This window comes from Dongia sp. (assembly GCF_041910485.1).
Taxonomy (GTDB): Bacteria; Pseudomonadota; Alphaproteobacteria; order Dongiales; family Dongiaceae; genus Dongia.
This window is the reverse complement of record NZ_JAYRQR010000026.1, coordinates 44248-69628: the sequence shown is the minus strand read 5'-3', so window position 1 is coordinate 69628 and position 25381 is coordinate 44248. Positions and strand designations below refer to the sequence as shown.

General features: G+C 62.5%; 24 protein-coding genes. 14 read left to right on the top strand and 10 right to left on the bottom strand.

Translation table 11 applies throughout. From position 1 onward, the window contains the following. The first annotated feature begins 10 nt into the window (after positions 1 to 10). Complete coding sequence (locus tag ACE3PP_RS07780; protein ID WP_374380108.1) at positions 11 to 514, top strand: DinB family protein; 504 nt, start codon at positions 11 to 13, stop codon at positions 512 to 514. A 10-nt stretch (positions 515 to 524) separates the two neighbouring features. Here ACE3PP_RS07780 and ACE3PP_RS07775 read toward each other — a convergent pair whose 3' ends face one another. From ACE3PP_RS07775 to ACE3PP_RS07745, 7 genes are all read right to left on the bottom strand, one after another. Continuing rightward, complete coding sequence (locus ACE3PP_RS07775) at positions 525 to 1136, bottom strand: class I SAM-dependent methyltransferase (protein WP_374380106.1); 612 nt, start codon at positions 1134 to 1136, stop codon at positions 525 to 527. A gap of 154 nt (positions 1137 to 1290) precedes the next feature. After that, positions 1291 to 1890, bottom strand: a complete 600-nt coding sequence (locus ACE3PP_RS07770) for a hypothetical protein (protein ID WP_374380103.1) — start codon at positions 1888 to 1890, stop codon at positions 1291 to 1293. 131 nt (positions 1891 to 2021) lie between these two features. Beyond that, on the bottom strand, positions 2022 to 2996 hold the full coding sequence (locus ACE3PP_RS07765) for an NADPH:quinone oxidoreductase family protein (RefSeq protein ID WP_374380100.1): 975 nt from the start codon (positions 2994 to 2996) through the stop codon (positions 2022 to 2024). Positions 2997 to 3115: 119 nt separating this feature from the next. Next, positions 3116 to 3436 (bottom strand): hypothetical protein, encoded by a 321-nt coding sequence (locus tag ACE3PP_RS07760; protein WP_374380097.1) that lies wholly within the window; start codon positions 3434 to 3436, stop codon positions 3116 to 3118. A gap of 202 nt (positions 3437 to 3638) precedes the next feature. After that, positions 3639 to 4910 (bottom strand): cystathionine gamma-synthase family protein, encoded by a 1272-nt coding sequence (locus tag ACE3PP_RS07755; RefSeq protein WP_374380094.1) that lies wholly within the window; start codon positions 4908 to 4910, stop codon positions 3639 to 3641. A 110-nt stretch (positions 4911 to 5020) separates the two neighbouring features. After that, on the bottom strand, positions 5021 to 6082 hold the full coding sequence (locus tag ACE3PP_RS07750; RefSeq protein WP_374380092.1) for an asparaginase: 1062 nt from the start codon (positions 6080 to 6082) through the stop codon (positions 5021 to 5023). A gap of 67 nt (positions 6083 to 6149) precedes the next feature. Further along, positions 6150 to 6746 carry a CGNR zinc finger domain-containing protein gene (locus tag ACE3PP_RS07745; protein ID WP_374380089.1) on the bottom strand — a complete coding sequence of 199 codons (597 nt, stop codon included), beginning with the start codon at positions 6744 to 6746 and terminating at the stop codon, positions 6150 to 6152. 83 nt (positions 6747 to 6829) lie between these two features. Between ACE3PP_RS07745 and ACE3PP_RS07740 the strand changes: the two genes are divergently transcribed. From ACE3PP_RS07740 to ACE3PP_RS07705, 8 genes are all read left to right on the top strand, one after another. Continuing rightward, entirely contained in the window at positions 6830 to 7690 is an 861-nt protein-coding gene (locus tag ACE3PP_RS07740) for a DMT family transporter (RefSeq protein ID WP_374380083.1), read from the top strand. Positions 7691 to 7718: 28 nt separating this feature from the next. Next, positions 7719 to 8291 carry an RNA methyltransferase gene (locus ACE3PP_RS07735; protein ID WP_374380080.1) on the top strand — a complete coding sequence of 191 codons (573 nt, stop codon included), beginning with the start codon at positions 7719 to 7721 and terminating at the stop codon, positions 8289 to 8291. Between the two features lie 123 nt (positions 8292 to 8414). Continuing rightward, entirely contained in the window at positions 8415 to 8945 is a 531-nt protein-coding gene (locus tag ACE3PP_RS07730) for an invasion associated locus B family protein (protein ID WP_374380077.1), read from the top strand. 11 nt (positions 8946 to 8956) lie between these two features. Next, positions 8957 to 10120: a 23S rRNA (adenine(2503)-C(2))-methyltransferase RlmN gene (rlmN, locus tag ACE3PP_RS07725; RefSeq protein ID WP_374380074.1), complete on the top strand. Its 1164-nt coding sequence runs from the start codon at positions 8957 to 8959 to the stop codon at positions 10118 to 10120. A gap of 1 nt (position 10121) precedes the next feature. Continuing rightward, positions 10122 to 11255, top strand: a complete 1134-nt coding sequence (locus ACE3PP_RS07720) for a tetratricopeptide repeat protein (protein WP_374380071.1) — start codon at positions 10122 to 10124, stop codon at positions 11253 to 11255. A gap of 310 nt (positions 11256 to 11565) precedes the next feature. Further along, positions 11566 to 12189, top strand: a complete 624-nt coding sequence (locus tag ACE3PP_RS07715) for a hypothetical protein (protein ID WP_374380070.1) — start codon at positions 11566 to 11568, stop codon at positions 12187 to 12189. Positions 12190 to 12284: 95 nt separating this feature from the next. Then, on the top strand, positions 12285 to 13496 hold the full coding sequence (locus ACE3PP_RS07710; RefSeq protein ID WP_374380067.1) for an argininosuccinate synthase: 1212 nt from the start codon (positions 12285 to 12287) through the stop codon (positions 13494 to 13496). 104 nt (positions 13497 to 13600) lie between these two features. Then, positions 13601 to 13921: a heavy metal-binding domain-containing protein gene (locus ACE3PP_RS07705; protein WP_374380064.1), complete on the top strand. Its 321-nt coding sequence runs from the start codon at positions 13601 to 13603 to the stop codon at positions 13919 to 13921. 223 nt (positions 13922 to 14144) lie between these two features. On the opposite strand, the gene ACE3PP_RS07700 is transcribed toward ACE3PP_RS07705, so the two are convergent. Then, the gene (locus tag ACE3PP_RS07700; RefSeq protein WP_374380061.1) at positions 14145 to 16022 is read right to left on the bottom strand and encodes a sugar-transfer associated ATP-grasp domain-containing protein; all 1878 of its coding nucleotides are present in this window, start codon (positions 16020 to 16022) and stop codon (positions 14145 to 14147) included. A gap of 415 nt (positions 16023 to 16437) precedes the next feature. Between ACE3PP_RS07700 and ACE3PP_RS07695 the strand changes: the two genes are divergently transcribed. The 5 genes from ACE3PP_RS07695 (at position 16438) to ACE3PP_RS07675 (ending at position 23154) form a co-directional block, all read left to right on the top strand. Further along, positions 16438 to 18330, top strand: coding sequence for an LTA synthase family protein (locus tag ACE3PP_RS07695; protein ID WP_374380058.1), 1893 nt, complete (start codon positions 16438 to 16440; stop codon positions 18328 to 18330). Then, complete coding sequence (locus ACE3PP_RS07690; protein ID WP_374380056.1) at positions 18327 to 20135, top strand: LTA synthase family protein; 1809 nt, start codon at positions 18327 to 18329, stop codon at positions 20133 to 20135. The genes ACE3PP_RS07695 and ACE3PP_RS07690 overlap by 4 nt, the downstream gene beginning before the upstream one ends. After that, positions 20132 to 20596 carry an N-acetyltransferase family protein gene (locus ACE3PP_RS07685; RefSeq protein WP_374380053.1) on the top strand — a complete coding sequence of 155 codons (465 nt, stop codon included), beginning with the start codon at positions 20132 to 20134 and terminating at the stop codon, positions 20594 to 20596. The genes ACE3PP_RS07690 and ACE3PP_RS07685 overlap by 4 nt, the downstream gene beginning before the upstream one ends. 72 nt (positions 20597 to 20668) lie before the next feature. Further along, entirely contained in the window at positions 20669 to 22138 is a 1470-nt protein-coding gene (locus ACE3PP_RS07680) for a sensor histidine kinase (protein WP_374380050.1), read from the top strand. Between the two features lie 29 nt (positions 22139 to 22167). Beyond that, entirely contained in the window at positions 22168 to 23154 is a 987-nt protein-coding gene (locus ACE3PP_RS07675; protein ID WP_374380047.1) for a glycoside hydrolase family 5 protein, read from the top strand. Between the two features lie 27 nt (positions 23155 to 23181). Here the strand turns inward: ACE3PP_RS07675 and lpdA are convergent, their stop codons facing one another. Continuing rightward, positions 23182 to 24585, bottom strand: a complete 1404-nt coding sequence (lpdA, locus tag ACE3PP_RS07670; protein ID WP_374380044.1) for a dihydrolipoyl dehydrogenase — start codon at positions 24583 to 24585, stop codon at positions 23182 to 23184. A 55-nt stretch (positions 24586 to 24640) separates the two neighbouring features. Continuing rightward, positions 24641 to 25378 carry a peptidase C39 family protein gene (locus ACE3PP_RS07665; RefSeq protein WP_374380041.1) on the bottom strand — a complete coding sequence of 246 codons (738 nt, stop codon included), beginning with the start codon at positions 25376 to 25378 and terminating at the stop codon, positions 24641 to 24643. Positions 25379 to 25381: the final 3 nt, after the last annotated feature.

Sequence of the window (25381 nt, the reverse complement as noted above, 5' to 3'; positions counted from 1 at the left end):
CGCCCCGACCATGCAAGCCTATTTCCTCACGCTCGCCGGCTATAACGAGTGGGCCAACAAGCGCCTCTACGATGCCGTGGGCAGCCTCGACGCGGCGGCGATCGTGGCACCCCGCATCGGTTTCTTTCCCTCGCTCCTGAAGACGCTCAATCATCTGGTGGTGACGGACCGCATCTGGCTGTCGCGCTTGACCGGTGTTGCTGATCCCGAGATGAAGGCGTTGGATCAAATCGTGGGCGACGATTTCGCCGATCTTCGGCGCCAGCGCGAAGCCCTCGATTTGCGCATCAAGACGTATGTGGCAGAGATGCCGCCCGCGCGCTTCGGCGAGATCCTCGTCTACAAGACGATGGCCGGCGCACCCTATGAAACGCCTGTTCGCTTTGTGCTGGCGCATATGTTCAATCACCAGACGCACCACCGTGGCCAAGCGCATGGCATGCTGTCGGGGACGGACGTCCCGCCGCCCTCACTCGATATGATCGTCTATTTGCGGGAAGCGGGAATCAGCTGACGGGATTCGCCTAGGCGGCGTGGTCCAGCTTGCTGCGGCCGTGGCTGCGCGCCAGCTGTCCGGCCGGTCGGACATAGCGCCAGACACTGGCCGGCGGCAGGTTCTGCAGCACGCGCTCCTCGACCTCGCCGACGATGCCCAGGCGGTTGCGCGGCAAGGGCGAGAACAGGCCATAGGTGAACTGGATGAAGGGCGCGCCCGGCTCCAAGACGGCAAAGGCCTGGGCGCCGATCCGCAGCTGGATCGATTTCTTCAGCGACAGCAGCGGCAGGCTCGACACGATGGCGGCGACAGGCGCCACATTGTGCCGGCGCAGCAAGGACGGCAGGTGCAGCGCGTCGCCGAGCAGGATCCGGACACCGGGGAAACGTTCGACCAGATGCTTGTGCAGCATCGGGTCCCGTTCGATGACGATCAGCCGGTCCGGCGCCACGCCCGCCGCCAGGATGGCGCGCGTGACCGAACCGGTGCCGCCGCCCAGCTCCACCACATATCCGTCAAGCTGCTTTGGGATCTGCCGCGCCATCGCCGCGGCCAGTTCCGGCCCCGACACTGCAACTGCACCGATACTGCGGGGGTTCTTCAGCCACAGTTTAAACAGCAGGCGCGAGTCTTTGAGCATGTGGGGCTTAATCCGGGGATGACCCTGTTCTTGTCAGCGCCAATCTGTCACTTCGCTGGCCCGGCTTCAATCCGCTTTACGCCATTTCCCGGCTAAATCGGGCGATTAGAGTAGCTTGGTAAGGCTGTCAGCTCGGCGAAATACAGCATTGGCCTCAGTTGAAAAACACATCTTCGTCTCGATCGAATGGGCTAGTAATGCAAGCTGCTTCGGAGGGATGATCCATTGGTGCGAGAATGGCTTTCCAGAAAGCTTCGTCAAAGCTATGGCTTAGCCAAGTATACCGGAGCGCTGAGATTAGTGCGTGCCTGTCCCATTCTGTTTGCCCGTGCCGAACACCGTAATGGCCCTCTAGATCATAGAAGCTCGGGATCTTCTTTCCTTTTATCCACAAGTCATCAAGGTAACTTGTAAGTTCAGACAACATTTCTCTGGTTACTCGGAAGCTTGTGTCAAACGGCTTGTGCCAGTCCGCTGCATCGTGAAATAGCGGATAGACCTCCTCATCCCAGGCATACAGATAAGCGTCAGAAATCCGTTCTCGAGGGCCGGGTGTGAGGCCCGCGGCCATAAGTTGAAGTTTGGCTGCCAAAAAGACTTGACGGGTCGTTGTCGTCTCGAGGCCTACCTCGACGAGCCTGCGCATTGCCTCTGACCTTGTAGGTGTGTCGGGTTGTTCGCGCCGCCATTCGTCGAGCCGCTCGATGGCTGCAATACCAAGGCGCAGCTCAAAGCGCTCTGATTTGGGTGTCATTGATGCCTCCGTACATTACGTACAATATCACGTACAATACGGAAAAAATGCACAACGTCAAGTCCCATCCGTCTATTCGCACAAAATCCATAAAGAAGGGATGTCGACTACTTCATCTTCTAGAATACATCTTAGGGGAGCAGCACGACCTTGCCGGTCGACCGCCGGCCGAGCAGGGTCTCGAACGCCCCCCGCCAGTCGGTCAGGGGCAGGGCGTGGGAGACATGGGGCTTCAGGGCGCCCTTTCCCATCATCTCCATCAGGGCCGCAAAGGCATCGGCCATCTGGGCCGGCGCGTGCTGCCGGTACGACCCCCAATAGAAGCCCAGCACGTCCACATTTTTCACCAGCAGGATATTGGCCGGAATCTGCTGCACCTTGCCGGCGGCAAAACCGATGACGACCAGGCGACCGTTCCAGGCGATGGCACGTAGCGACGCGTCAAACATGTCGCCGCCCACCGGGTCATAGACGACATCCGCCCCGCGACCGGCGGTGAGCGCCTTCACGCGTTCGCGCACATCCTCGACCTTGTAGTCGATGGTCTCGTCGGCGCCATGCCGGGCGGCGATGGCGCATTTGTCGGCACCGCCCGCCGTGGCGATGACGCGGGCCCCCAGCGCCTTGCCGATTTCGACCGCGGTCAGTCCCACGCCGCCGGCCGCACCATGCACCAGCAGTGTTTCGCCTTTTTGCAGGCGCGCCTTCCACACCAGCGCGCCATAGGACGTGCCATAGGCGATGGGAAAGCCGGCGGCTTCCGGGAAGGCGAGGCTGGCCGGCAGCAGGAACGTGTCCGTTGCCTTGGCCACGGCACGTGCCGCAAAGGCACCGTGATCAACCACCGCCATCACGCGGTCGCCGGGCTTCACATGCGCAACGCCGGCGCCGATCGCCAGCACGGTGCCGGCAAGCTCCAGTCCCGGCACGAAGGGCGGATTGGGCTTTACCTGGTATTTGCCGGCGGTCATCAGCGAATCGGCAAAGTTCATGCCGGCGGCGGCCACCTCTATCAGCACTTCGCCGGGGCCTGCTTGTGGGTCGTCCATCTCGCCCAGGCGCAGGCTTTCGTAACCGGTGGGCTGATCGCAGATGAGAGCGCGCATGACGGACTATCCCCGGGTGGTGAGTGCCACCCAGGGATAGCGCAGGCAGGGATTTTTAGAAAGATCGGAAGCTGCTCGGCAGACCGTCAACAGGGCGACCCAGTTTCAGTCGCCAGGATTCAATCGAACAGCGGCACGACGATGTTGATCGAGGGGCGCGGGGCCACATAGACCGGGCGCGGCTCGACATAGACGCGTTCGCGCACATAGACCGGGCGATCGACATAGACGACATCCGGCCCATCATCGTAATAGCGGTCGACATAGACGACGTCCGGCCCTTTCTTGTAGTGGCCGTAATGGTTGCCGTTGTCATGCCAATGCTTGTGCTTCCCATCGGCCAAGGCCGGTGTCGCCACCAGCGCCAAACCGATGGCGACCAACAAGCCCGCACCGGCCTTCAATACCGAACTGCTCGCTTGGTCTTTCAATGCCAACATGTCCCCACTCCTTCGCAAAGTTCTTTTGATGAGATCGGCAAGGTTCATCGCCGATCCGTATCGATAATAGGCAGCGGGGCCTTTTGATCCTGTGACTGTTCGGTGGCTTGGCATCGAAACGAGTCACGAATCCGTGAGGCATGAACGGCGCGAATTTATTCCATCCGCTTCGCTGCAATCTCTGTGATGAAACCGGGACGAGTCAGAGACCGGAAAGCGCCTGATCGAGATCGGCGATGAGGTCGTCGGCATTTTCCAACCCGACCGAAACCCGCACCAGCGCATCGGTGACGCCGACCTTGTCGCGGATCGCCTTGGCGACGCCCGAATGCGTGGTCGATGCCGGATGCGAGATGAGCGATTCGGTCCCGCCGAGACTGACCGCCAAGGTGAAGAGATGCAGGTCGTTGAGGAAATGGAAGGCTTCCTTTTCACCGCCCTTCACCGTGAAGGAGAAAGTGGACCCGCCGGCTCGCGCCGATTTCCGATAGACGCGCTGATAGGCTTCGTCCTTGATGAAGTCGGGATGATAGATGGCATCCACTTTGGGATGCTGCGCCAGAAAGGCCGCGATCTTGCGGGCCGAATCGCTGGCGCGCTCCATGCGCAGATGCAGCGTTTCCAACGATCGCCCCAGCATCCAGGACGAATGGGGATCAAGCTGCATGCCGAAGGCCGAGCGGATCTTGCGAATGGGCACCAGATGCGCGCTGCTGCCGATCACGGCACCCGCCACCAGATCGCTGTGGCCGCCTACATATTTGGTCAGCGAATAGACGACGATGTCGGCACCGAAGGACAGCGGCTGCTGGAAGATCGGCCCCAGCATCGTGTTGTCGACGATGATCAGCGGGCGCGATCCCTGTTTCTTCTCGATGGCATCGGCGGCACGCGTCACCAGATCGAAGTCGACGATGCCGCAGGTTGGGTTGGCCGGGCTTTCGACATAGATGATCGGCACCTTGCTGGTGCAGGCCGCAACGGCCTCGGTCACGGCCTCTTCATGCAGTCCGTCCATGAAGCCCTGCGCCTTCAGCCCGAACGGCGCCAGGGTGCCGACCAGCAGGGTTTCGGTTCCGCCGTAGAGTGGCTGGCTGTGCAGGATCGTGTCGCCGGGTCGCGCGAAGGCAAGGATTGCCGCCGTGATCGCGGCCATGCCGCTCGCAAACATCAGCGCGGATTGACCGCCTTCAAGGACAGCGAGCCGTTCCTCGACGATCTGCAGATTGGGATGATTGAAGCGCGAATAGACCAGGCCCGCATCCTGCGCATTGGGTGGTGTGCGGCGGCCGGATACATAGTCGAAGAAATCCTTGCCATCCTCGGCCGATTTGAACGCGAAGGTCGAGGTGAGAAAGACGGGCGGCTTCACCGATCCTTCCGACAAAAAGGGATCGTAGCCGTAACTCGTCATCAACGTTTCGGGACTGAGCTTGCGGTTGCCGATGGCAAGCTGGCGATAGCTCGATTTCATCTGAGGCTCTCCCGGAATGGAGGTTGCGCCTCAAATCATGTCACTCGCTTCCCCACCTGGCGACCGCAATTATTCTTGCGCTGCAACACACGCCGAAACGGCGGCGCCGTTTAGAAAGGCGCGCTTTCGTTCAACAAATTTGCTGCGGCGATCTTGCCGACCTCGGTCCCGGCCCAGTTGCGCAGGGTCGGCGTCAGCGATTGCTGCAACTGCTCCGCCTCATCCTTGCCGATGATGCCGAAATGGCGCAGCAGATGGCCCATCACCAGCTCGGCGCCGCGTCCGTTGCCGTCCTCGATCTTCAGGCAGACGCCCAGCCCCAGTTCCGGGAAGGCGCCCATATAGACACCTTCGGCGCCCGTCTTGATGGCGGCCTTGGTGCCCGTCACCTTCATCGCGTCGGTGCAGAAACGCCCGGTGCCGGCGACATACCAGGGCTCGGTCGACATGGCTTTGAGAATGCGGGCGCTGGCGGCGGCGCGGGCGGCGGAAAGGCCCTTGCCGTCGGCCATCTTCGCCATGCCCAGCGCATGATGGCCGACCGGAATGGCAATGGTGGGAATGCCGCAGCCATCGACACCGCGCGGTACATCGCCGAGGTCGAGGCCGCACATTTGCTCAAGGATGCCGAGCAGGCGCTGCTGCACCTTGTGCTCGTACTTGATGTAGCCGCGATGATCCTCGCCCAGATGCACGGCGGTGGTGAGGAAGCCGCTATGCTTGCCCGAACAATTATTATGGGCACGCGTCGGCGTTTCGCCCTTCCTCAGCATGTCGTGCGCGGCCGGTTCGTAATAGGGATAATGCGGCCCGCATTCGAGCGCCTCGGCAGTGAGACCCACCTTGGCGAGCCACTCATTGACGGCGGAAACGTGACCCGGCTCGCCACTATGGGACGCGCAGGCCAGGGCCACCTCGCGGTCGGTGAGGCCGAAGCGGTCGGCCGCGCCCGATTCCACCAGCGGGATCGCGAGCAGCGGCTTGATCGACGAGCGGCCATAAATGGGGCGTTCGATATCGCCCCACGACTTGACCACATGCGCGTCGGCATCGACCACGGCGGCGATGCAGCGATGGCGGCTTTCGACCAGATTGCCGCGCCACACCTCGACCAGGATCGGTGAATCGCCCTGTGGGATCTCGGCGTGGATATGGGGGTGCGGGTGGTTCATGGATCTCGCTCGCGAAAGGCCGGTCAATTGCGCGGGAGAATGCGCTGCCGGCCACGCTCTGGCAATGTCAGAAAGCGGCCTGGTGGCGGATGCGGAAGCGGCCGACCTTGTCCTTGACCCCGCAATCGCCCATCGCGCACCAGCGGCGCCGACCGTTCTTTGTGGTGTCGAAGAAGAACCAGCGGCAATCGGCGGCGGGGCAGCGCTTGATGCGGAACTGCGCCTCGCCCGTCAGCAGGTCGATGGCGTCGGCGACGATGGCTTGGCGGAATGCTGTCAACGGATCGTGGGCGCCGGGCCTCGCGACCGCGCGATGCGCGGCACTGTCCCAGACGAGTTGCGGTGGCAGGGCGGCGGCGGCCAGGGCCTCCAAGGCCGCGGCCGGCGGATCGAAGCCGATCACCAATTGGGCGAAGATGGCGATGAGCGTCTCACGCAGGGCAAGGAAACGTTCCAGGGAAGCGGCGTCGGGCGGTGCCGGCAAGGCGTGTCCGCCCCGGGCCGCCCAGGCGGCGAAGCTCTCGGCATCGGCACAGCGATCGGCGGCATCCGGCAGTGCGACCGTGTTGCAGAAGGCCAGCGACAGGCGGCCCGCCACGAATTCCGCCTTGGGCACGCGGCGGGGCAGGGCGTGGATGTCTGTCGGACTGTCGAATGTGCTCAATTCTGTAACCATTAAAACCGGATTGACTGGTTACAGTAGCAGAGGGCATTGTAACCAGCAAAATTGATTTTACTGGTTACAGCATGCACCCAGCCCATCTTGCCCTCGGCATCGGCATCCTGCTGTCGGGACTGAGCCCCATCCTGGTGCGTTTGTCGCCGCTCGACCCGGCGGCGACAGCCTGCTGGCGGCTGCTGGTGGCGGCCTTGCTCTCGCTTCTGTTTGCACGGGGCGCGGTGCGGTTGCCCGCTAAAGTCTTGATTGCCGTGGTTTTTGCGGGCTTCTTGCTAGCGGCCGATCTGGTCCTTTGGAACATCGCCATCATGACCACGACGGTGATGGAAGCGGCCCTCCTGGTGATGCTCTACCCGCTCCTTGTGGCGGGGATCGAGATCCTGTTCCTGAAGCGCCCGCTGGGCTGGCAGATGATTGTCGGTGGGCTCATTGCCTTTTCCGGGGTCGTTTTGATGTCTTTAGGGCCCGGTTTCGGCTCTTTTGGGAGTGGCAAATCGAGCACTTTGGGCAACCTCCTCGCCCTCACCGCCGCCTTCTTTTACGCCGGCTGCCTCCTCATCACCGCGCGCTCCTGCCGCGGCTACGACATCAAGGCGGTAACCTTCTGGGAGCTGCTAAGTGCCGGATTCTTTTGCGTTCCACTCCTCTTCGTCGAGGATCATGGGATGCCCCGGGACGGGTCAGAAGCGGGCTTCATGGCGCTCTATGGTTTGGTCACCTTCGCCGGCTACTACCTCATCAACAAGGGCCTCACCAAAGTGGCGGCGAGCGTTGCCGCGATCCTCGGCTATGCCCAGCCGGTCATTGCCAGTGTCATCGCTTTTTTCCTTTTATCTGAAGTACCTGGCGGCTTTGCACTGGCTGGCGGGGCGACCGTGATGGCGGGGTTGGCGCTGGCGGCCCAAGCCAAGGCGAAGGTTGCCGGATAGCGCCCATATCGCTAGGTTCCCGGCCATCATGAGCCAGAATCCCGTCCATCGCGGCTATTTCGGCATCGGCGTCGAGGGCATCTCGAAGCCGATGAACCTCGGTGCCGTCCTCCGAACCGCCCACGCCTTCCACGCCAGTTTCTGCTTCACCATCGGCGCCTGTTTCAATGTGCGCGATGTGCTGGCTTCCGACACGTCGGTGGCCTTCGATTCGATGCCGGTGCAGATCTATCCCGATGTCGCCTCGTTCCAGGCGCCGGTCGGGTGCCGGATCGTGGGAATCGAGATCACGGACGATGCCATCGACCTGCCGAGCTTCACCCACCCGCCGGCCGCCATCTATGTGCTGGGGGCGGAAAAGGATTCGCTCACGCCCGCCATGCAGGAACGCTGCGATTTCATCATCAAGATCCCGACCCGCTTCTGCGTGAACCTGTCGGTGGCCGGGGCCATCGTCATGTACGACCGGATGATCAGCCTGGGCCGCTTTGCCGAGCGGCCCGTGCGGGTGGGGGGACCGGCCGCCCCCTTGCTGAAACATAAACGGGGCCTCCCCGTCTGGAAGCAGAAGCAGCTGAAAAAACAGCAGAATTCCGATTGATCCACAGGCTTGTGACAGCTGCGGCAGTGGATTTTGCCGCCGATCCTTGCTAGATGAAGGCATGAGCCCCGTGCGCCTTGGCCCTTTTGGTCGGCCGGCGCCCCACATCAAGCGGAAACATCGATGCGTCTCAACGCCAAGATCATCGCCGGATATCTGTTGCTGCCCCTCCTCACCCTGGGCGCCATGAACCTGCCGGCGTCGGCCGATACACCGAAGAATCTCGGCGCCTACAAGAAATGGCGGGCGATGACGGCCGATTCCGACGGCAACCGGACCTGCTATGCGATGAGCGAGCCCACCGACAAGAAGGGGAACGTCAAGGAGCGCGGCAAGGTCGCGGCCCTCGTCACCCATTTTCCGGAGATCGGGGCGCTCGATCAGGTCTCGATCGTGCTGGGTTTCAAGCCGCAATCGAAGACGCCGGTCATCGTCAAGATCGGCGGCTTCACCTTCAAGTTCACCGAGATCGAGGATGACCGGGCCTGGGTGAAGAGCCGTGCCGACGACAAGGCGCTGGTGCAGGCGATGCGCAAGTCGAACCAGATGGTGGTGACGGCGACGACGGCGAAGGGCCTCAAGGTGCAGGACACCTATGACCTGTCCGGCTTCACCAAGGCCTATCGCACCATGAGCCAAGCCTGCACGAGCTAGAGATACTGAAGATGAGCATCGAGAAGCACGCCGAATCCTTTGCCGCCCCGGCCGTCGACGCCGAAGGGCGCCGCGACCTCATCGGCCTGTCGCGCGAGGAACTCGAAGCCTTGATGATCGAGGTCGGCGAGCCGAAGTTCCGTGCCCGCCAGCTGTGGCATTGGCTCTATCATCGCGGCGAGCGCGATTTCTCGCAGATGAGCAATCTCTCGAAGGATTTTCGCGTGCGCCTCGCCGAGAAGTTCTTCGTCGGCCGGCCCGATATCGCCGTGAGCCTTGCCTCGAAGGACGGCACGCACAAATGGCTGCTGGAATTCAACGATAAGCAGAAGGCCGAGACCGTCCATATCCCGGAAGAGGATCGCGGCACGCTTTGCGTCTCGTCCCAGGTCGGCTGCACTTTGACCTGCAAATTCTGCCATACCGGTACGCAGCGCCTGGTCCGCAACCTCACCGCCAACGAGATCGTCGGCCAGGTGATGATGGCGCGCGATCATTTGGGCGAATGGCCGAGCCCGCAGGACGGGCGGCTCCTGTCCAACATCGTCATGATGGGCATGGGCGAGCCGCTCTATAATTTCGATCAAGTGGCGAAGGCGCTGAAGATCGTCATGGACGGCGAGGGTATCGCCATCTCGAAGCGCCGCATCACACTGTCGACTGCCGGTGTCGTGCCGCTCATCGAACGCTGCGGCAACGAACTCGGCGTCAATCTGGCCGTCTCGCTGCACGCAGTGAATGACGAGTTGCGCAACGAGATCGTGCCGATCAACAAGAAATATCCGATCAAGGAATTGATGAAGGCGCTGGAGAACTATCCGGGTCTTTCCAATGCGCGCCGCATCACCTTCGAATATGTGATGCTGAAAGGTGTCAATGACAGCCCGGCCGATGCGCGCGCCCTGGTGAAGCTGATTTCCAAGGTGCCGGCCAAGGTCAACCTCATCCCCTTCAACCCCTGGCCGGGCGCACCCTTCGAGCGCTCGACGCCGGGCGCCATCCGCGATTTCTCGGACATCATCTTCGATGCCGGCTATTCGAGCCCCGTGCGCACCCCGCGCGGCGAGGACATCATGGCGGCCTGCGGCCAGTTGAAGAGCGACAGCGTCAAGCAGCGCCGTTCCGAGATCGACCGCGACGCCAAACCGAGCACTGCCTCGGGCGAGGCCGCCTGACGTGACATTTTCCCGTTGGTGGGTGATCGCGGGGGCACTGCTGCTGGCCGTTCCGGCGGCCGCTCAGGAACAGCCGGCCGCACCGCAGGATCAGGCGACCAAGAATGCGGCGCCCAAGAATCAGGCACCCCAAGAAAAGACACCCCAAGAAAAGACACCGGCCAAGAAGCTGAACCCGCTGCTGGAAAACTGCCTGAAGCCCGCGGATACCGAGGACACCGTCGTCGCCTGCACCACGGCGATCGAAAGCCGGCAATTGCAGGGCGAAGAGTTGGCTGCCGCCTTGTTCCGGCGCGGCATCATCCAGGGGCGCCGCGGGCAGGGCACCGCCGCTGCGAACGATTTCAGCTCGGCCTTGAAACAGACGCCCGATGCGACCGACGTGCTCTATGCGCGCGCGGCGATCTATGGCGCGATGAAACGGCATGATCTCGCCATTGGCGATTACGACCATATCCTGAAGCTGGTGCCGGGCGATCCGGACTCGCTCAACCGCCGCGCCTGGTCGAAGGCGGCCTTGGGGCGCGATCAGGCGGCGATCGACGATCTCACGGCGCTTCTCAAAGTATCGAAGGACGATGTCGACGCGCTGATGGATCGCGGCGGCCTGTTCCTGCGCCAAGGCAAATTCGCCGAAGCGGCGGCTGATTTCGGTGCCATCGTGAAGCTGGAGCCCAAGAGTGCGGCGGCCTTCTACAATCGCGGCCGTGCCAACTTCCTGAAAGGCGATTTCAAGGCAGCGGTGAAGGACTTTGCCGATGCCGAGCGTTTCCGCGAGAACAATCCCTATGCCGCGCTACGCCGCTATCTGGCTCTGGCGCAAGGGGGCGCGAAGGCCGACGGCAAGATCCTGGATGAAGTGATGGCGAAGTTCCCGGCCGATCAATGGCCGCTGCCGGTGCTGGCGACGATCCGCGGCCAGGTCGCGGAAAAGGACCTGCTGGCTGCGACAACAGTGCGCGATCCGAATGTGGCGCGGCGCCTTGCGGCCGAGGCGCATTATTATCTGGGTGAAGCGGCGCTGTTGCGCAAAGACGCGAAATCGGCGCGCGCGCATTTCGATGCCGCGAAGGATGGCGACCGCAATCTGCCGGAAGCGATCGATGCCGGCTGGCGCCAGAAGCAACTGCCATAAGGTTTGAATGGAGAAGAGGGGCGCCCGGCAGGCCATCTGCACGATGGGGGGAGTGTGCAATTTCGATGGCCCGCCGGGAGCACTTGGACCCGCACCGGGGCTGCGGTGCGACTCCAAGGAGACCGGTCGGTCGATCCTGATCTGGGGGCGTGTCAGCGGGGCGACGTCGACCCGCTGTCCTCCGGAAGGCGACCGTCAGGTGAAGAATACATCCGGAGATATTACGGAAAGCTGAAGAAATATCCCTGGATTGCGCAAAAACTCAGCGGCGTATTAACCTTCTTTCAATATTCCTGCCGAGAAACGGAACATGCTCTTATCCGCCAATACCCGCCCTTTATTGTCCGGGCTTGCAGCGCTCGCCGCTGCCCTGCTGATCAACCCGCTCGCCGTCGGTCCGGCGCGGGCGGACAATCCGGATCTGCCGGCCTGCCTCGATTTCGAGCGCGCGGCCTGCGATGCGGTGCTGCGCACCGAGCCCGACAATCTCACCGCCTTGTTCCTGCGTGGACTGGCTTCCGAACTCGCGGGTGACGAGCAGGCCGCCCTGGCCGATTTCGACGCCACCGCCACCCGCGAGCCGCGGCATTTCGGCGCACAGCTTTGGCGCCAGGTCGCGGCAGCGAGCCTCCAGCAGGATCGCCGGGCGTTGCTGGAAGCCTATCTGGCCGGTGCCAAGCAATTGGCACCCTGGCCGCGGGTTCTTGCCGAGCTCTATCTGGGGAAGGCCGATGCGGGTGCGGTCCTGCAACTGGCCGAAGGGCAGCCGGCGACGGCGCGGGCCGAGGCCATTTGTGCCGCCGAATACCATATCGGCCGGGCGTTGGCCTTAAGCGGGGACATGGAAGCCGCCAAGGTGCATTTTGGCCGGGCGCTGGCGACGGGTGCGGAACATGTTTTCGAGTACCGGGCCGCGGAGCGGGCGCTTCACTGAGGAGTCCCATTCGGCTCGCACCGGCACCCCCACCCTTGCCACTAACCCGCATTTCCCCTAGGTTCCGCCCGCTTTTCCTGTGAACAAGGTGGACCATGTCGCGCGATATCAAGAAAGTTGTCCTCGCTTATTCCGGCGGTCTCGACACGTCGGTCATTCTGAAATGGCTGCAGGAAACCTATCGATGCGAAGTGGTGACCTTCACGGCTGACCTCGGCCAGGGCGAGGAGCTGGAGCCGGCGCGCAAGAAAGCCGAGATGCTGGGCATCAAGGAGATCTTCATCGAGGATCTGCGCGAGGAATTCACCCGCGATTTCGTCTATCCGATGTTCCGCGCCAATGCGCTCTATGAAGGCCAGTATCTGCTGGGCACGTCGATCGCGCGACCGCTCATCGCCAAGCGCCAGATCGAGATCGCCAAGATGACCGGTGCCGATGCCGTCGCCCACGGTGCGACCGGCAAGGGCAACGACCAGGTGCGTTTCGAGATCGGCTATTACGCGCTCAACCCGGAGATCAAGGTGATCGCCCCGTGGCGCGAATGGGACCTGACCTCGCGCACGCGCCTCATCGAATATGCCGAAAAGCATCAGATCCCGGTCGCCAAGGACAAGCGCGGCGAAGCGCCGTTCTCGGTCGACGCCAACCTGTTGCACTCGTCCTCCGAAGGCAAGGTGCTGGAGGATCCGTGGCAGGAACCGGAAGAGATGGTTTATCAGCGCACCATTTCGCCGGAAGCCGCTCCCGACAAGCCGACCTATATCGAGATCGGCTTCCAAAAAGGCGATGCGGTGTCGATCGACGGCGAGAAGCTGTCGCCCGCGACCCTGCTCACCAAGCTGAACGCGCTCGGCAAAGCCAACGGCATCGGCCGCCTGGATCTGGTCGAGAACCGCTTCGTCGGCATGAAGTCGCGCGGCGTCTATGAAACGCCGGGCGGCACCATCCTTCACGCCGCCCATCGCGGCATCGAGAGCATCACGCTGGATCGCGGTGCGGCGCATCTCAAGGACGAGATCATGCCGCGCTATGCCGAGCTCATCTATAACGGCTTCTGGTTCGCGCCCGAGCGCGAGATGCTGCAGGCCCTGATCGACAAGAGCCAAGAGCATGTCGAGGGCACGGTGCGGATGAAGCTCTACAAGGGCAATGCCACCGTGGTCGGGCGCAAGTCCGACAAGTCGCTGTATTCGCTGAAGCACGTCACCTTTGAGGACGATGCCGGCGCCTACGACCAGCGCGACGCGCAAGGCTTCATCAAGCTCAATGCCCTGCGCCTGCGGTTGCTGAAATACGGTCGCGGCTAAGGGTCCGCGCCCTCAAAAAGCGACAAGGGTCAGCGACAAGGGTCATGGAAGCCCCTCATTCTCTCAGGCAGAATGAGGGGCTTTTTCTTTCAGGAGACGCTCTGATGATCATCACCACGACACCGACCATCGAAGGCAAGCGCATCGTCGACTATCGCGGCGTCATCGCCGGCGAAGCGATCGTGGGGGCCAATATCTTCCGCGATCTCTTTGCCTCGATCACCGATATCGTCGGCGGCCGATCCGGTGCCTATGAAAGTGCGTTGAAGGGTGCCCGTGAGACGGCGTTCGACGAGCTGCGCGATGCCGCGCGCCGTGCCGGCGGCAATGCCGTGGTCGGCGTCGACATCGATTACGAAGTGGTCGGCAAGGCCGGTTCGATGCTGATGGTGAGCGTCAGCGGCACGGCAGTGGTGGTGGAGTAGCTGGACGCGTCCCAAGTCCGCTTGCGCCGACACCCCCGCTCGCTGGCGCGCACCCCCACCCTAACCCTCCCCCTGAAGGGAGAGGGGATTCGAGCCGGAATTGCATCGATGTTCCAGCTAGCTCGGTGAGATTCCCTCTCCCTTCAGGGGGAGGGGCTGTCGGCGAATGCCGACATGCGTCGGCGGGGTGGGGGCGGAAGCGACGGCTCTTGCCGTCAAGTACTCACCCCAGCAGCGCGCCGCGCAGATCGCGCTTCACATGCCAGGCGATCAGCTTGCCGAGGCGCGCGTTGCCGAGGGGTGCCCGCATCGTGCGCTGGATGATGTCGAGGTCCGGGGCGCCGTTGGCTTCGATGATGCTGGGGCCGTCTTCCAGGATGGCGATGTCCCAGCCGATGACGGTGAAATCGCTGAAGTGCGGATGCGCCCGTTCCACCAAGGCACGCGCTTCGTTCCAGAGCGGCAAAATGCGGCCCTCGATCGGGGCGTCGGTGATGGGATGCCGCGTGAACCAGCCGGAATCAATTGAAAGGCCCAGATCCGTCGCGGGGCCCAATCGTCCGGTCTCGATGTCGACCGCCGAGGCAATGCCGCCAGCGTGAAAGTTATCGACCGGTGAACCGGATACGCGCGGCATGCGGAAAGCCGCATTCGTCACCTCATAGGCACCGGTCTCGTTGCGGCAGGTGACGATGCGGATCGTGGCCAATGTCTTGCAATTGACGTCGGCAAGCGCAGGATGATTGACAAGGGTCTTCTGCACCAGCAGCGGCACCTCGGCCGACTGCTCGGTGACGGATTGGCGCAGCGCCGCCGGCGACATGTGCTGGCCGTCCTTGGCGATGAAAATGCCCTCGGCATACTGCCATTTGACGGCACCGCGACCACCGCTGCCCTTGCGCGGCTTGATGAAAAGATCGAAGGGCGGCAGTTCCTTGACGCTCTCATAGGCGGGCTCGGCCTGGCCCCGGCTGGCGGCGAAGACCACCGGTGCAACGGGTAGCCCAAGTTCTCGGCAGCGATCGTGGAAACTGAGTTTCTCGCTGAGGCGGTGCCCGGTCGGCTTGTGCATGATCTTGTAGGCAGCCGACTTGGTTTCGTTGCGCTGCAGATACTGACCGGCGACGCGGCCGCATTCGGGGGCGAAAAGCTCGAACTGATAGTAGGCTTTGGGTGCCAAGCCGAATTGCCACATGAAGCGCATCTGCTCGGCAAACTGGCGCAGCTTCGACTTGCCGGTCCGTTGGGCGATGCTGGGGCCGAGCTTGCGCGTCAGGCGCAGCCCCGCGGCGATGCCGCCGAAACCCTGGCCCAGTGCCAAGCCCATGACCGCACGATGGAAGCGGCGCCGGCTGAGCTTTTCCGAGGTGAAGGCGGCCGTTGCGAAAGCGAGCTGTGCCGCGCGGAGGGAGGCGGCATTGTCGGCAAGCGATTCCGCCTCGCCAATGCGGGCCAGCAAGGCGTGGCGCGTCGAGATCTCGGCCGCCAGCAGGATGAAGCCCAGCAGATAAAGCTGCAGGTAAATGAATTCGATAAGATCGCCGATATTGTCGTAGGTATCGAAATCGAGGCCCATTTGGAGCCTGAGATGCGGTTCGCCGATTTCAAGGCCGAGCGCGATGCTGTTGAGGCCGAAAGCGAGGGCCAAAATGGCAACGATCGGCGTCGGCTGCCGTGTGGCATGCGTGGCGCGGCGCGGCCGCAGGCGGGCGATGGTGAGGAGGAAGGCGCCGCCCGCCATCCAGCGCATGACGGCACCGAGCCAGCTCGGCGAGATTTGTGCCTCGAAATGTTCGGCGGCGGTGCCGCTCAGTTCGATGAGAACCAGAAACGCGCAGAAAGCCGCCGTGGCGATCCAGAAGGCGCGCCCGAAGGGATCGGCGTCGCCCGGCGTCGCCGCCACCTTCGCTTGACGTGCCAGGGCCACGGCCAGTACGGCGGCAAAGGCGTAAACAAAGCAGTTCACGCTGTCGACCCAGTCCTGGTGGGTGATCTGCGCAACGACAAAGGCAATGAGCGCCAGCGGTATGAGCAGGGCCCAGATGAAGACGGAACGAATAAGGTCGCGGGGGTCGACGGCGCGGGAGCTGGGGGCGATCATCTTGGGCGGATGGTCCTTCGTACTTCAATGTGGCCGGCTCGGGGTCGGCCTTATCCAGAGACGATCCCGCAAGGGGATCCGTTGGGCCGGCAAGCATTGCGTCGCCCCCGACGTCCTATGCTAGCAGGGCATAGCGCAGTCTTGTTACTCTTTCCTGACAAAAAACTGACTGCGGCAGCAATCTCTTGGTCTGCTTTAAAATATATATATTTCAAATAGTTAAAATCATCCCGCCGCAATCAGACCAGCCGTCTTTGCCAAGCCAGGCGCCCGCGCGTGGTCGCCGTTCGATCACGTACTTTTGTGACTGAAATCGGCGCCGAACCAAGACTCTTTTGTTAAATTCGTCTAGAAACGCTTGCCCGCCGGCAGGGGACCCGGCGCGCAGCAAAAGGCGACGGGCGGCCGGACAGAAATGATGTGGGCGGGAAAGAACTGGGGCGCCGTGCGCGCGCATTTGAAGCATCGCTGGCAATTGCCGCTGATGGTGGTCGCCCCCGCCTATCTGGTTTCCTATTTGGTGTCCGGTCTTGCCTTCGGCGTCTGGGTGGAACCGCACCGGGCACTCATCGACCTGGCCCTGCTCGTGCTCCTGGCGCGCCTGGTCCTCACCTTCTCGCGCAAGGTCTGGGCGTTTGCCGCCCTGATGAGCCTGCTCATCGCCGCTTTTTTCATCGGTTCCAGTGCCAAGATCGCCATGCTGGGCCGGCCGGTCATGCCGGACGACATCTACAGCGTGGTGGCGCTGGTGCGCATCATGGGGTGGGCAGGCTGGATCGTCGTGGCGTTGCCGCTCATGGTGATGGCGGGGCTCTTCATCGGCAATCTGAAGTTCCGCGGGCGTGCGGCCAAGGCTTCGTTCGCGACCCTGGTCGCCTTGCCGATCGGAATCGGTGCCATCAGCGAGCAGGCCCTGCGCGGTGCCGACATCCTGGTCGGCAACCATCCCTGGGACCAGCGCGAGAATTTCACCATGCGCGGGCCCACCTTCCACATCCTCCAGGAGACGTTGCGCGCCTTCGCAACGCGCAAGCCCGCCCCCAGCGAGACGGAGGTGGCTGCCGCACTCGACCGGATCGACAGCGAAGCCGGGGACCAGCCCAGCACCGCCTATCTGGATGCGAATGTCACCCCGGCCGGCCTTGGCAACTCGAAGCCGCGCAATGTGCATATCCTGCTGCTGGAAAGCTTCTGGGATCCGACGCCGCTTCTGCCCAAGGACCATCCGACCCTCGACGGCAAGCCGCTCCTCGATCCGCGCTTCACCAAGCTGTGGGACGAGACGGGGCGCTCCACCGCCATGTCCCCCACCTTCAGCGGCGGCACCGCGAATGCCGAGTTCGAAGTGCTGTGCGGCTTCCCGATCGACAGCTGGGCGGTGAAGTTCGAACAGGGGTTCAATACCGCGCCGTGCCTGCCCTCCTTGCTGGGGGAAGAAGGCTATCGGACGGTGGCAAGTCATCCCAATGCGCCGGGCTTCTGGAACCGCATCAACGCCTATCGGCGCTTGGGGTTCGAGACCTTCTGGTCGCAGGGCGATTTCAAGATGGACGAGATGATCGTCTGGATGCTTTCCGACCGCTCGCTCTACCGGCAGGTGGCCGAGAAGATCGCGGCGGAGAAGGCCGCCGACCCGCGCCCGGTGCTCGACTTCATCGTGACGCTCTATGGCCACTGGACCTATGACATGGTGCCGGAACGGCCCGCCGTGGTGCCGGTCAATCCGGAACAGACGGAGCTCGGCCAATATGCGACGGCGATGCATTACAAGTCGATCGAACTCATGGACGAGATCGAACGGCTGCGGCGCGAGGATCCGGATTCACTCATCATCGCCTTCGGCGATCATCTTCCCAATCTGGGCTACAATTGGGGCGAATATAAGAATAACGACTTCTTCAAGGGCGGATGGGGCGATTTCTCGCCGGCCATGTATGCCCGTTCGCGCACCACGCCGCTCATTGTCATCGATGGCGAGAACGGTCCCCTGAAGCTGGGCTCGCAGCCGCTCTACCGTCTCAACCAGCTGGTCCTCGATCGGCTCGGCATCGACGCGCCGAATATCGGCGCGCTGGTGCCGCCGCCGGAAAGGATCACCGTGCGCCCGGTCCCCGACACGATCATCGGCTATGACGCGGCCAATATGCCCTTCCTCTGCAACCCCGGTGTCGTGAGCGGCGATTGTGCGACTGCCGCGGCCTGGCTTGAGGATGTGAAGCTGGTGGCGCGCGATATCTTCGACGGCGCCGGGCATGCGCTGACGCTCCTGGAACGGCACCGCCATCCGGTCGCGGCCAGCCTGCAATGAAGGCCCAGCTCGCGCGTCATCCCTGGCTTCTGCCGGTGCTTTCGACCTCTGTCTATTACGCCCTGGCCTATCTCGCTTCGTCCCACTTCTTCAATGTCGCCATCGTGCCGCGCCGTGTGCCGGCTGATCTTCTGGCGCTGCTCCTCCTCTCGCTGCTGCTCTTTGCCCTGTCGCGGCGGGTGAGCCTTTTCCTCATGCTGCAGGGTCTCCTCGTCGCGACCCTCTATCTCGGGAGTGCCGCGAAGAACGCGATGACCGGCCGGCCCCTGATGCCGGAAGATATCTACAGTCTCGATGCGTTCATCCGCCTGATGGGGCCGCTCGGCTGGCTGGTCGCCGGCATTCCGTGCCTTCTCATCCTGGTGCTCTTCTTCGGCAATCTCAAATTCGAAGGGCGCCTGCGTCGGGCGGTCCTGGCGACCGCGACCGGCCTCTTCCTCAGTGCCGGCGCGGGGTCGATCGGGCTGGTCGACTGGATGGATCATTTCTGGGGCGACAAGCCCTGGGACCAGCGCGAGAATTTCGTCTGGCGCGGCGGCACCATCCACATGCTGCAAGAATTGGTGCGGGTCGTGGCGCTGGCCACACCAGCACCCAAGGCGGATGCGGTGAAGGAAGCGATCGACCGGCGTCTCGCCGCCGCAGACGTGGCGCCCCGCGCCGGGCATCGCCGCAATCTTCATGTCGTGCTGGAGGAGAGCTTCTGGGACCCGTCGCCGCTGACCGCCACGGGGTTGACGCAATCGCCGCTCGACCCACGCTTCGTGGCGCTGTGGGGTGCGGCCGGCCGCTCGACCGCCATGTCGCCGGCCTTCGGCGGTCAGACCGCCAATGCCGAGTTCGAAGTGCTGTGCGGCTTTCCGCTGGCGCAAGGGGCCGTGCGTTTCGAGCAGCCGCTCAATGACGATCTCCCCTGCCTGCCGCGTGTGCTGGCCGAGAGCGGCTACCGGACGGTCGCAAGCCATCCCAACACGCCCGGTTTCTGGAACAGGCAAGCAAGCTATGACCGGTTGGGCTTCGAAACCTTCTGGTCGATCGGTGACTTCGTTCAGGACGACATGACATCGATCTTTCTGTCGGACGCGTCGCTGCACCGGCAGGTCGCCGGGAAGCTGAAGGCAAGCGACGATCCGCGCCCGGTCTTCGACTACACAGTGACCTATTACGGTCACTGGATGTATGATGTCGACGCCAAGCGCCCGCTCATCGCGGGCTCGGCCAGCCATGTCGATGAAGTGAACCGCTATGTCAGCGTCGTACATTGGAAGTCGCGCGAGATGATGGACGCGATCGAGCGCTGGCGCCGCGAGGATCCGGATTCGGTCATCGTCGTCTTCGGCGACCATCTGCCGCTTCTTGGCCAGAATTTGGCCGGCTATGCGGAGTCGGGCTTTCTGGGCGGTGCCGACGATCATGTCTCGCCGCCGGTCCAGGCCAAGAGCACCGAGACGCCGCTTGTCGTCATCGACGGTGAAAAGGGGCCGCTGCGCCTGGGAGCCCTGCCCATGTACCGGTTGCCTTCATTGCTTCTTGATCTGGTGGGCGCCGAGCATAAGGCGATCGCGGATCTTGCCGCCCCACCGGCGGGTCTGGCCCTGCGGCCGCTGCCCGGCCATGTGGTCGGCCTCAATGCTGCGGGCGAACCGTTCCTCTGCCAAGGTGCCGATCGCAATCCGCCCTGTGATGCCGTGGCGGCCTGGCAGAAGGATCTCGATATCTTGTCACACGATCTATTTTCGGGCGCTGGCCATGCGGCAGATTGGGATGCGGTGCCGCGCGACAAGTTTGCCGGACTGCGCCAATGACGAGTGTGCGGCCTCTGACGGTCGCCGATGTCGATATCGTGCAGGAAATGGTGCTGGAGTTCGGTGCCTATCTCCGCAATCTCGGCGACAATTGGCAGCACAATTTCACGGCCGAGAAATACCTGCGTGACGGCTTCGGCCCACACCAGGCCTTCCGCGGCTTTATTGCGGAACGCGACGGCATGGCCCTAGGCTATATCCTGATGGCGCCCAATTACGACGTCGATCAAGGCATGCGCATCGAGATCGTCATCGATCTTTGGGTCCGGGCGCACGTGCGCAGGAGCGGGGCTGGCCGCCTGCTGATGCAGCGGGCAGCCGCTGAAGCACGGCAGAAAGGTGCAGGTCAATTGCTGTGGGCGGTATATCGTCCCAATGAACTGGCGCGCGATTTCTATCTGGCCATCGGTGGGAAGATGGTCGCCGACCTGGACTGGATGTATCTGCCGTTGGAGAATTGAGCCAAGACAGCCAAGATATCGCCTAACCGGTCGTTAATCTTGTGAAGGTTAGGGTGCAGATGGAGAGACATCTTGCCCCATTCGCGTGCTCAAAGCCTCAAATTCGTCCGCCGGGTCGCTGTCGTCAGCGCCATCGTCATGCTGTTTTCAGCACTGCTTGTAGCGCCTATCCGCTATCGCACGGAAAGCGAAGACATCCGGCATACGGCGGAAGCATATAATGAAAGCATGGCGCACAGCCTCGTGCTGATGGTGCGCGACGATATTGTGACCGTTCTTCTCAGTCATGACCATGCCCCTGACCCCAAGGCGATGCGCGGTGTGCAAACGGTGTTCAACACGGCCTTCGGGGAGTTGGCGCAAAGCTCCAAGCTGCTCAAGGTGAAGCTGTTCGACGAGACCGGGCATCTCATCTATTCGACCGCGGCCGATGAGGAAGGCGAGGAGGGGGACGACGAGGACAACGCCTTTGCCTGGGCGATGCGCGAGAAAACCACCAAGAGCGATTTGACGTTCCGGCGCAATATGGCGACTTTGGAAGGCATGCGATCAGATCGTCATGTCGTCGCCAGCTATGTGCCGATTTTTGCGGATAGGGAGCGAAAGACGTTCCTGGGGCTTTTCGAGATTTACTCCGACGTCACCGACCGGATGCAATCCTTCAAGAATGAGATCTTTCTTGAAATGACCCTGACCGTCGTCGTCGTCGGGCTCGGCTATGCCGGCCTGCTGATGGCTGTTGTGATGGGGGCGCGCAGCCTGGACCGAGCTCATCGGGATGGGTTGAAGATGGCAGCGCAGGTTGCCTCCCTGAGCGCTGCGGCTGATGCCAAGACCAAGCTGTTCACGTCCATGAGTCATCATCTGAAGACACCGCTCAATGCCATCATCGGCTTTTCGGAGATGATCGAAGGTGAGCGGCTGGGCCCCATCGGCGATCGTCGGTATGTCCGCTATGCTGGCGACATTCTGGAATCCGGCAAGGGTCTGCTGAAAGGCATCGACAACATTCTTGAATATGTCCGGGTCGACAGCGGCAAGCTGGTTCTCCACCCTGACTTGGCAGATCCGCGCGACATCCTGTCGGCCATTGTGCGCGAGCTGAGACCTGTGGCTGAAGCGGCCAAGGTTGTCTTGGATATCGAGGTCGTGCAGGAACTTCCCTATATTGTCGTTGATGCCAAGTGCCTGCGCCAGATCCTGCGCAATTTGGTGGACAATGCGGTGCGTTACAGCAAAGCCAACGGGCATGTCCGCCTCGGTGCCCGGCTCATCAATGATACGCAGATCCTTTTCACGGTCGAAGATGACGGCATCGGCATATCGGAAGAAGATCTGGGCGGTGTCTTCGTCCCGTTTGGACAACGGGCGCAGATTCTGACACAGTTTCAAGGCGGCTTCGGTATCGGCCTGCCTTTGTCGAAGCGGCTTGCCGAGTGCATGGGCGGTTCATTGTCATTGGAGCGGCGGGTGGAAGGCGGCATGTTGGCATCGCTGATCCTGCCGCACGAGACGGCGGAGGCCGGCGACAAGACGGTCTGAGCAAGATTGGAAAGGAGAGGGAAGCAGCCATGATCAACGCTCTGTTCCACTGCCTTTCAATCGGGCTCCTTCTGATCCTTGCGACAAGTTTCCCGGCGTCAGCCATCGACGTGAAGGGGCGGTTCTTCGTCGATCATGGCAGCGTCGTGCGCCTTAAGGGGATCGCCATGGGCGATGTCGGCGATCTGCCGGCGGATCAGAATCCCTATCCCGAGATTGCCGGCGATTGGCACGCGAACATTGTTCGCCTCTCGATCCACCCCGGCTTTTGGCGCGACGATTCCGTGGGGGCATTGGCACGCCTGACCCAGCATGTCGAGTGGGCCCGTGCGGCCGGACTCTATGTCATCATCGACTATCACGCCATCGGCTGGCCGGACGGCTATCGACAGAATGTGTTCGTCGACGGCGATACGAATACGACGGATTGGTACGACACGCGTCTCAGCCTGGCGCTGGATTTCTGGCGCGCCGTCGCCGCCACGTTCAAGGACGACGATATCCTTTTTGAACTGTGGAACGAGCCCGTCTCGTCTGCCGATGAGAACATGCGCGGTGCCGCCGAACGCTGGCGGAAGTTGGCACCGATCTGGCAGCAATTGACGCATCTCATCCGCGGACAGGGGAACCGCAATGTCATCCTGGCGGCCGGTTCGCAATGGGCCTTCGCGCTCGACGGCATTGCCGACTATCCGCTGCCGGATCCGAACACGGCTTATGTCTGGCATGCCTATCCCAGCGCCGATTTCCGCGCCTATGCGGCTACCGTCGAAAAGTTGGCGGAGGAGCAGACGATCGTTGTCACCGAATGGGGCTTCGAGCCCGGCGCCAAGGAACATTGGGGCGGCACGGCCAAGGGCTTCGGCGAGCCCTTTGCGGCGCTGCTCGATGCCAACAAACTGTCCTATACCGGCTGGTGCTGGAACGTCGACTATGGCCCGACTTTGCGCAAATCGGACGGCAGAGCGCTGACACCCTGGGGCGCTTTCCTGAAACGCCATCTGCACGCCGGCTGAAAGCCGGCGCGCGAGATAGCAAGCTGTTTACATGTGGATAGGCTTCATGGTGATCGCCATCGCCGCTTCCTTGATGGCTTCGTTATGGGTTGGATGGCCGTGGAAGGCCCGCGCCACATCCTCAGACGAGCCCTGGAATTCCATCGCCATGACGCATTCATGGATGAGCGTGCCGGCACCCGGCCCCAGAATGTGGGCGCCGAGCAGGCGGTCGCTCTTGGCGTCGGCCAGCAGCTTGACCTGACCGTCGGTTTCGCCCGCCGCCTTGGCACGCGAATTCACCGTGAAGGGGAACTTGCCGACCTTGTAGGCGATGCCTGCCGCCTTCAGTTCTTCCTCTGTCTTGCCGACCGAGGCCAGTTCCGGGTTGGTGTAGACGATGCTGGGGCAGGTCTCGTAATTGATATGGCCCCTCTGCCCAGCGAGCGTTTCGGCGATCGCCACGCCTTCTTCCTCGGCCTTGTGGGCGAGCATCGGGCCGACGATCACGTCGCCGATCGCATAGATGCCGGGGACATTGGTCTGGAAGTGATGATCGACCGCGACGCGGCCGCGCTCGTCCAGCTTCACGCCGGCTTTGTCGAGGCCGAGGCCTTCGGTATAGGGGCGGCGGCCGACCGAAACCAGGACCACGTCGGCAGTGACGGTTTCCGCCGTGCCACCTTTCGCGGGCTCGACGGAAAGATCGATCTTGGCGCCTTTCGATTTCGCGCCGGTCACTTTCTGGCCGAGGCGGAACTCGATCCCCTGCTTGGCGAGGATCTTCTGGAACTGGGTCGCGATCTCGCCGTCCGTCGTCGGGATGATGCGATCGAGAAACTCGATGACCGTCACTTTGGCACCGAGGCGCCGCCAGACGGAGCCGAGTTCCAGACCGATGACGCCGCCGCCGATGACGACCATGTGCTCGGGCACCTTTTCCAGGGTCAGCGCGCCGGTCGAGGTGACGATCTTCTTCTCGTCGATGGTGAGGCCGGGAAGGGGCGTCGAGTCCGAACCCGTCGCAATGACGATGTTCTTCGCAACGACCGTCTGATTGGCCTCGCCCGTCACCTGCACCTTGCCGCCGCCCAGCAGCGCGCCGCTGCCTTTGAGGTAGGTGACCTTGTTCTTCTTGAAGAGAAATTCGATGCCCTTGGTGAGATCGCCCACCACCTTGTCCTTGCGGGCCAACATGGTCTTCAGGTCGAGCGAGACGCCTTTCACCTCGACGCCGTGGGCGGCTAGGTGATGAGCGGCCTCCTCGAACTTCTCGGACGAGGCGAGGAGCGCCTTCGACGGAATGCAGCCGACATTGAGGCAGGTCCCGCCGAGCACGCCGCGCTTTTCAACACAGGCGACCTTGAGACCCAGTTGCGCCGCCTTGATGGCGCAGACATAGCCGCCCGGCCCACCGCCGATGACGACGACATCGAATGTTTCTTCGGCCATGATACTCACTCCCTTTCGGGCCGCGCGGCCCGCCAATATCAGATCTGTTGGGTTGTCAGAATTGCTGGGCGCGGATCAGGATCACCGCGCGTTCCTGGCGAGGTCCATACTTCGCCATCTCCATGAATGACGCATGGGTGGCAGCGCGGCCGGTCTGCGACCGGGCTGTCTGCCCCTTGTTGCGCGAAATCCACGGATCGTTGAGGTAGACGTGCTTGTCGTCGCAATCGGCAAAGACCAGCCAATGCGGTGTGTTGTCGCCATGAAAGGCCTTGGTCGACACCAGCACGATCGGAATGGCGCCTTCGGCCCGTGCCTTGGCAAGGTCGGCGATATCCCATTTGCGGACGGTGATGGGCAGGCCCAGTTCGCGGACGGAGGCTTCGTCCGTCTCCTGCACCAGCTTGCCCGCTTTCCGCCATTCCGGCTTCTTCTGATAGTCGAGCAGAACGGCGCCTTTGTGGCTGAGCCAGATTTCCGGCAGAAACCCGCGCCGCCAGGCGGCAAGGGCGATGCCATAGGGTGACGAGCCGGCATGGCCTGCCCCCATATAGACCGTGTTGGCTTCGCGCCAGACCTGCAGCTCGTGGACGCGATCGAAATCGGTCGAGCTGTCGAGGCCCTTCATCGCCATCAGCAGCGACGCGGCACCACAGGAAAAGTCGGTCGTCTGGTTGTAATAGGGAAGGCGCTGCCGCGTTCTCTTCGCGGCAGCTTTGCCTTTCCCGGTCTTGCGCCCCAGTGCCTTAGGGCCTGGTGCTTTGCGGGCCGATGCCTTCTTGGCCAAGGCCATTTG

Coding starts and splice junctions, on each gene's coding strand:
- rlmN (WP_374380074.1), top strand. CDS start 8,957: ATGAGCATCGAGAAGCACGCCGAATCCTTTGCCGCCCCGGCCGTCGAC.
- ACE3PP_RS07695 (WP_374380058.1), top strand. CDS start 16,438: ATGATGTGGGCGGGAAAGAACTGGGGCGCCGTGCGCGCGCATTTGAAG.
- ACE3PP_RS07760 (WP_374380097.1), bottom strand. CDS start 3,436: ATGTTGGCATTGAAAGACCAAGCGAGCAGTTCGGTATTGAAGGCCGGT.
- ACE3PP_RS07710 (WP_374380067.1), top strand. CDS start 12,285: ATGTCGCGCGATATCAAGAAAGTTGTCCTCGCTTATTCCGGCGGTCTC.
- lpdA (WP_374380044.1), bottom strand. CDS start 24,585: ATGGCCGAAGAAACATTCGATGTCGTCGTCATCGGCGGTGGGCCGGGC.
- ACE3PP_RS07755 (WP_374380094.1), bottom strand. CDS start 4,910: ATGAAATCGAGCTATCGCCAGCTTGCCATCGGCAACCGCAAGCTCAGT.
- ACE3PP_RS07705 (WP_374380064.1), top strand. CDS start 13,601: ATGATCATCACCACGACACCGACCATCGAAGGCAAGCGCATCGTCGAC.
- ACE3PP_RS07665 (WP_374380041.1), bottom strand. CDS start 25,378: ATGGCCTTGGCCAAGAAGGCATCGGCCCGCAAAGCACCAGGCCCTAAG.
- ACE3PP_RS07780 (WP_374380108.1), top strand. CDS start 11: ATGCAAGCCTATTTCCTCACGCTCGCCGGCTATAACGAGTGGGCCAAC.
- ACE3PP_RS07775 (WP_374380106.1), bottom strand. CDS start 1,136: ATGCTCAAAGACTCGCGCCTGCTGTTTAAACTGTGGCTGAAGAACCCC.
- ACE3PP_RS07685 (WP_374380053.1), top strand. CDS start 20,132: ATGACGAGTGTGCGGCCTCTGACGGTCGCCGATGTCGATATCGTGCAG.
- ACE3PP_RS07735 (WP_374380080.1), top strand. CDS start 7,719: ATGAGCCAGAATCCCGTCCATCGCGGCTATTTCGGCATCGGCGTCGAG.
- ACE3PP_RS07690 (WP_374380056.1), top strand. CDS start 18,327: ATGAAGGCCCAGCTCGCGCGTCATCCCTGGCTTCTGCCGGTGCTTTCG.
- ACE3PP_RS07750 (WP_374380092.1), bottom strand. CDS start 6,082: ATGAACCACCCGCACCCCCATATCCACGCCGAGATCCCACAGGGCGAT.
- ACE3PP_RS07715 (WP_374380070.1), top strand. CDS start 11,566: ATGCTCTTATCCGCCAATACCCGCCCTTTATTGTCCGGGCTTGCAGCG.
- ACE3PP_RS07730 (WP_374380077.1), top strand. CDS start 8,415: ATGCGTCTCAACGCCAAGATCATCGCCGGATATCTGTTGCTGCCCCTC.
- ACE3PP_RS07675 (WP_374380047.1), top strand. CDS start 22,168: ATGATCAACGCTCTGTTCCACTGCCTTTCAATCGGGCTCCTTCTGATC.
- ACE3PP_RS07740 (WP_374380083.1), top strand. CDS start 6,830: ATGCACCCAGCCCATCTTGCCCTCGGCATCGGCATCCTGCTGTCGGGA.
- ACE3PP_RS07765 (WP_374380100.1), bottom strand. CDS start 2,996: ATGCGCGCTCTCATCTGCGATCAGCCCACCGGTTACGAAAGCCTGCGC.
- ACE3PP_RS07770 (WP_374380103.1), bottom strand. CDS start 1,890: ATGACACCCAAATCAGAGCGCTTTGAGCTGCGCCTTGGTATTGCAGCC.
- ACE3PP_RS07700 (WP_374380061.1), bottom strand. CDS start 16,022: ATGATCGCCCCCAGCTCCCGCGCCGTCGACCCCCGCGACCTTATTCGT.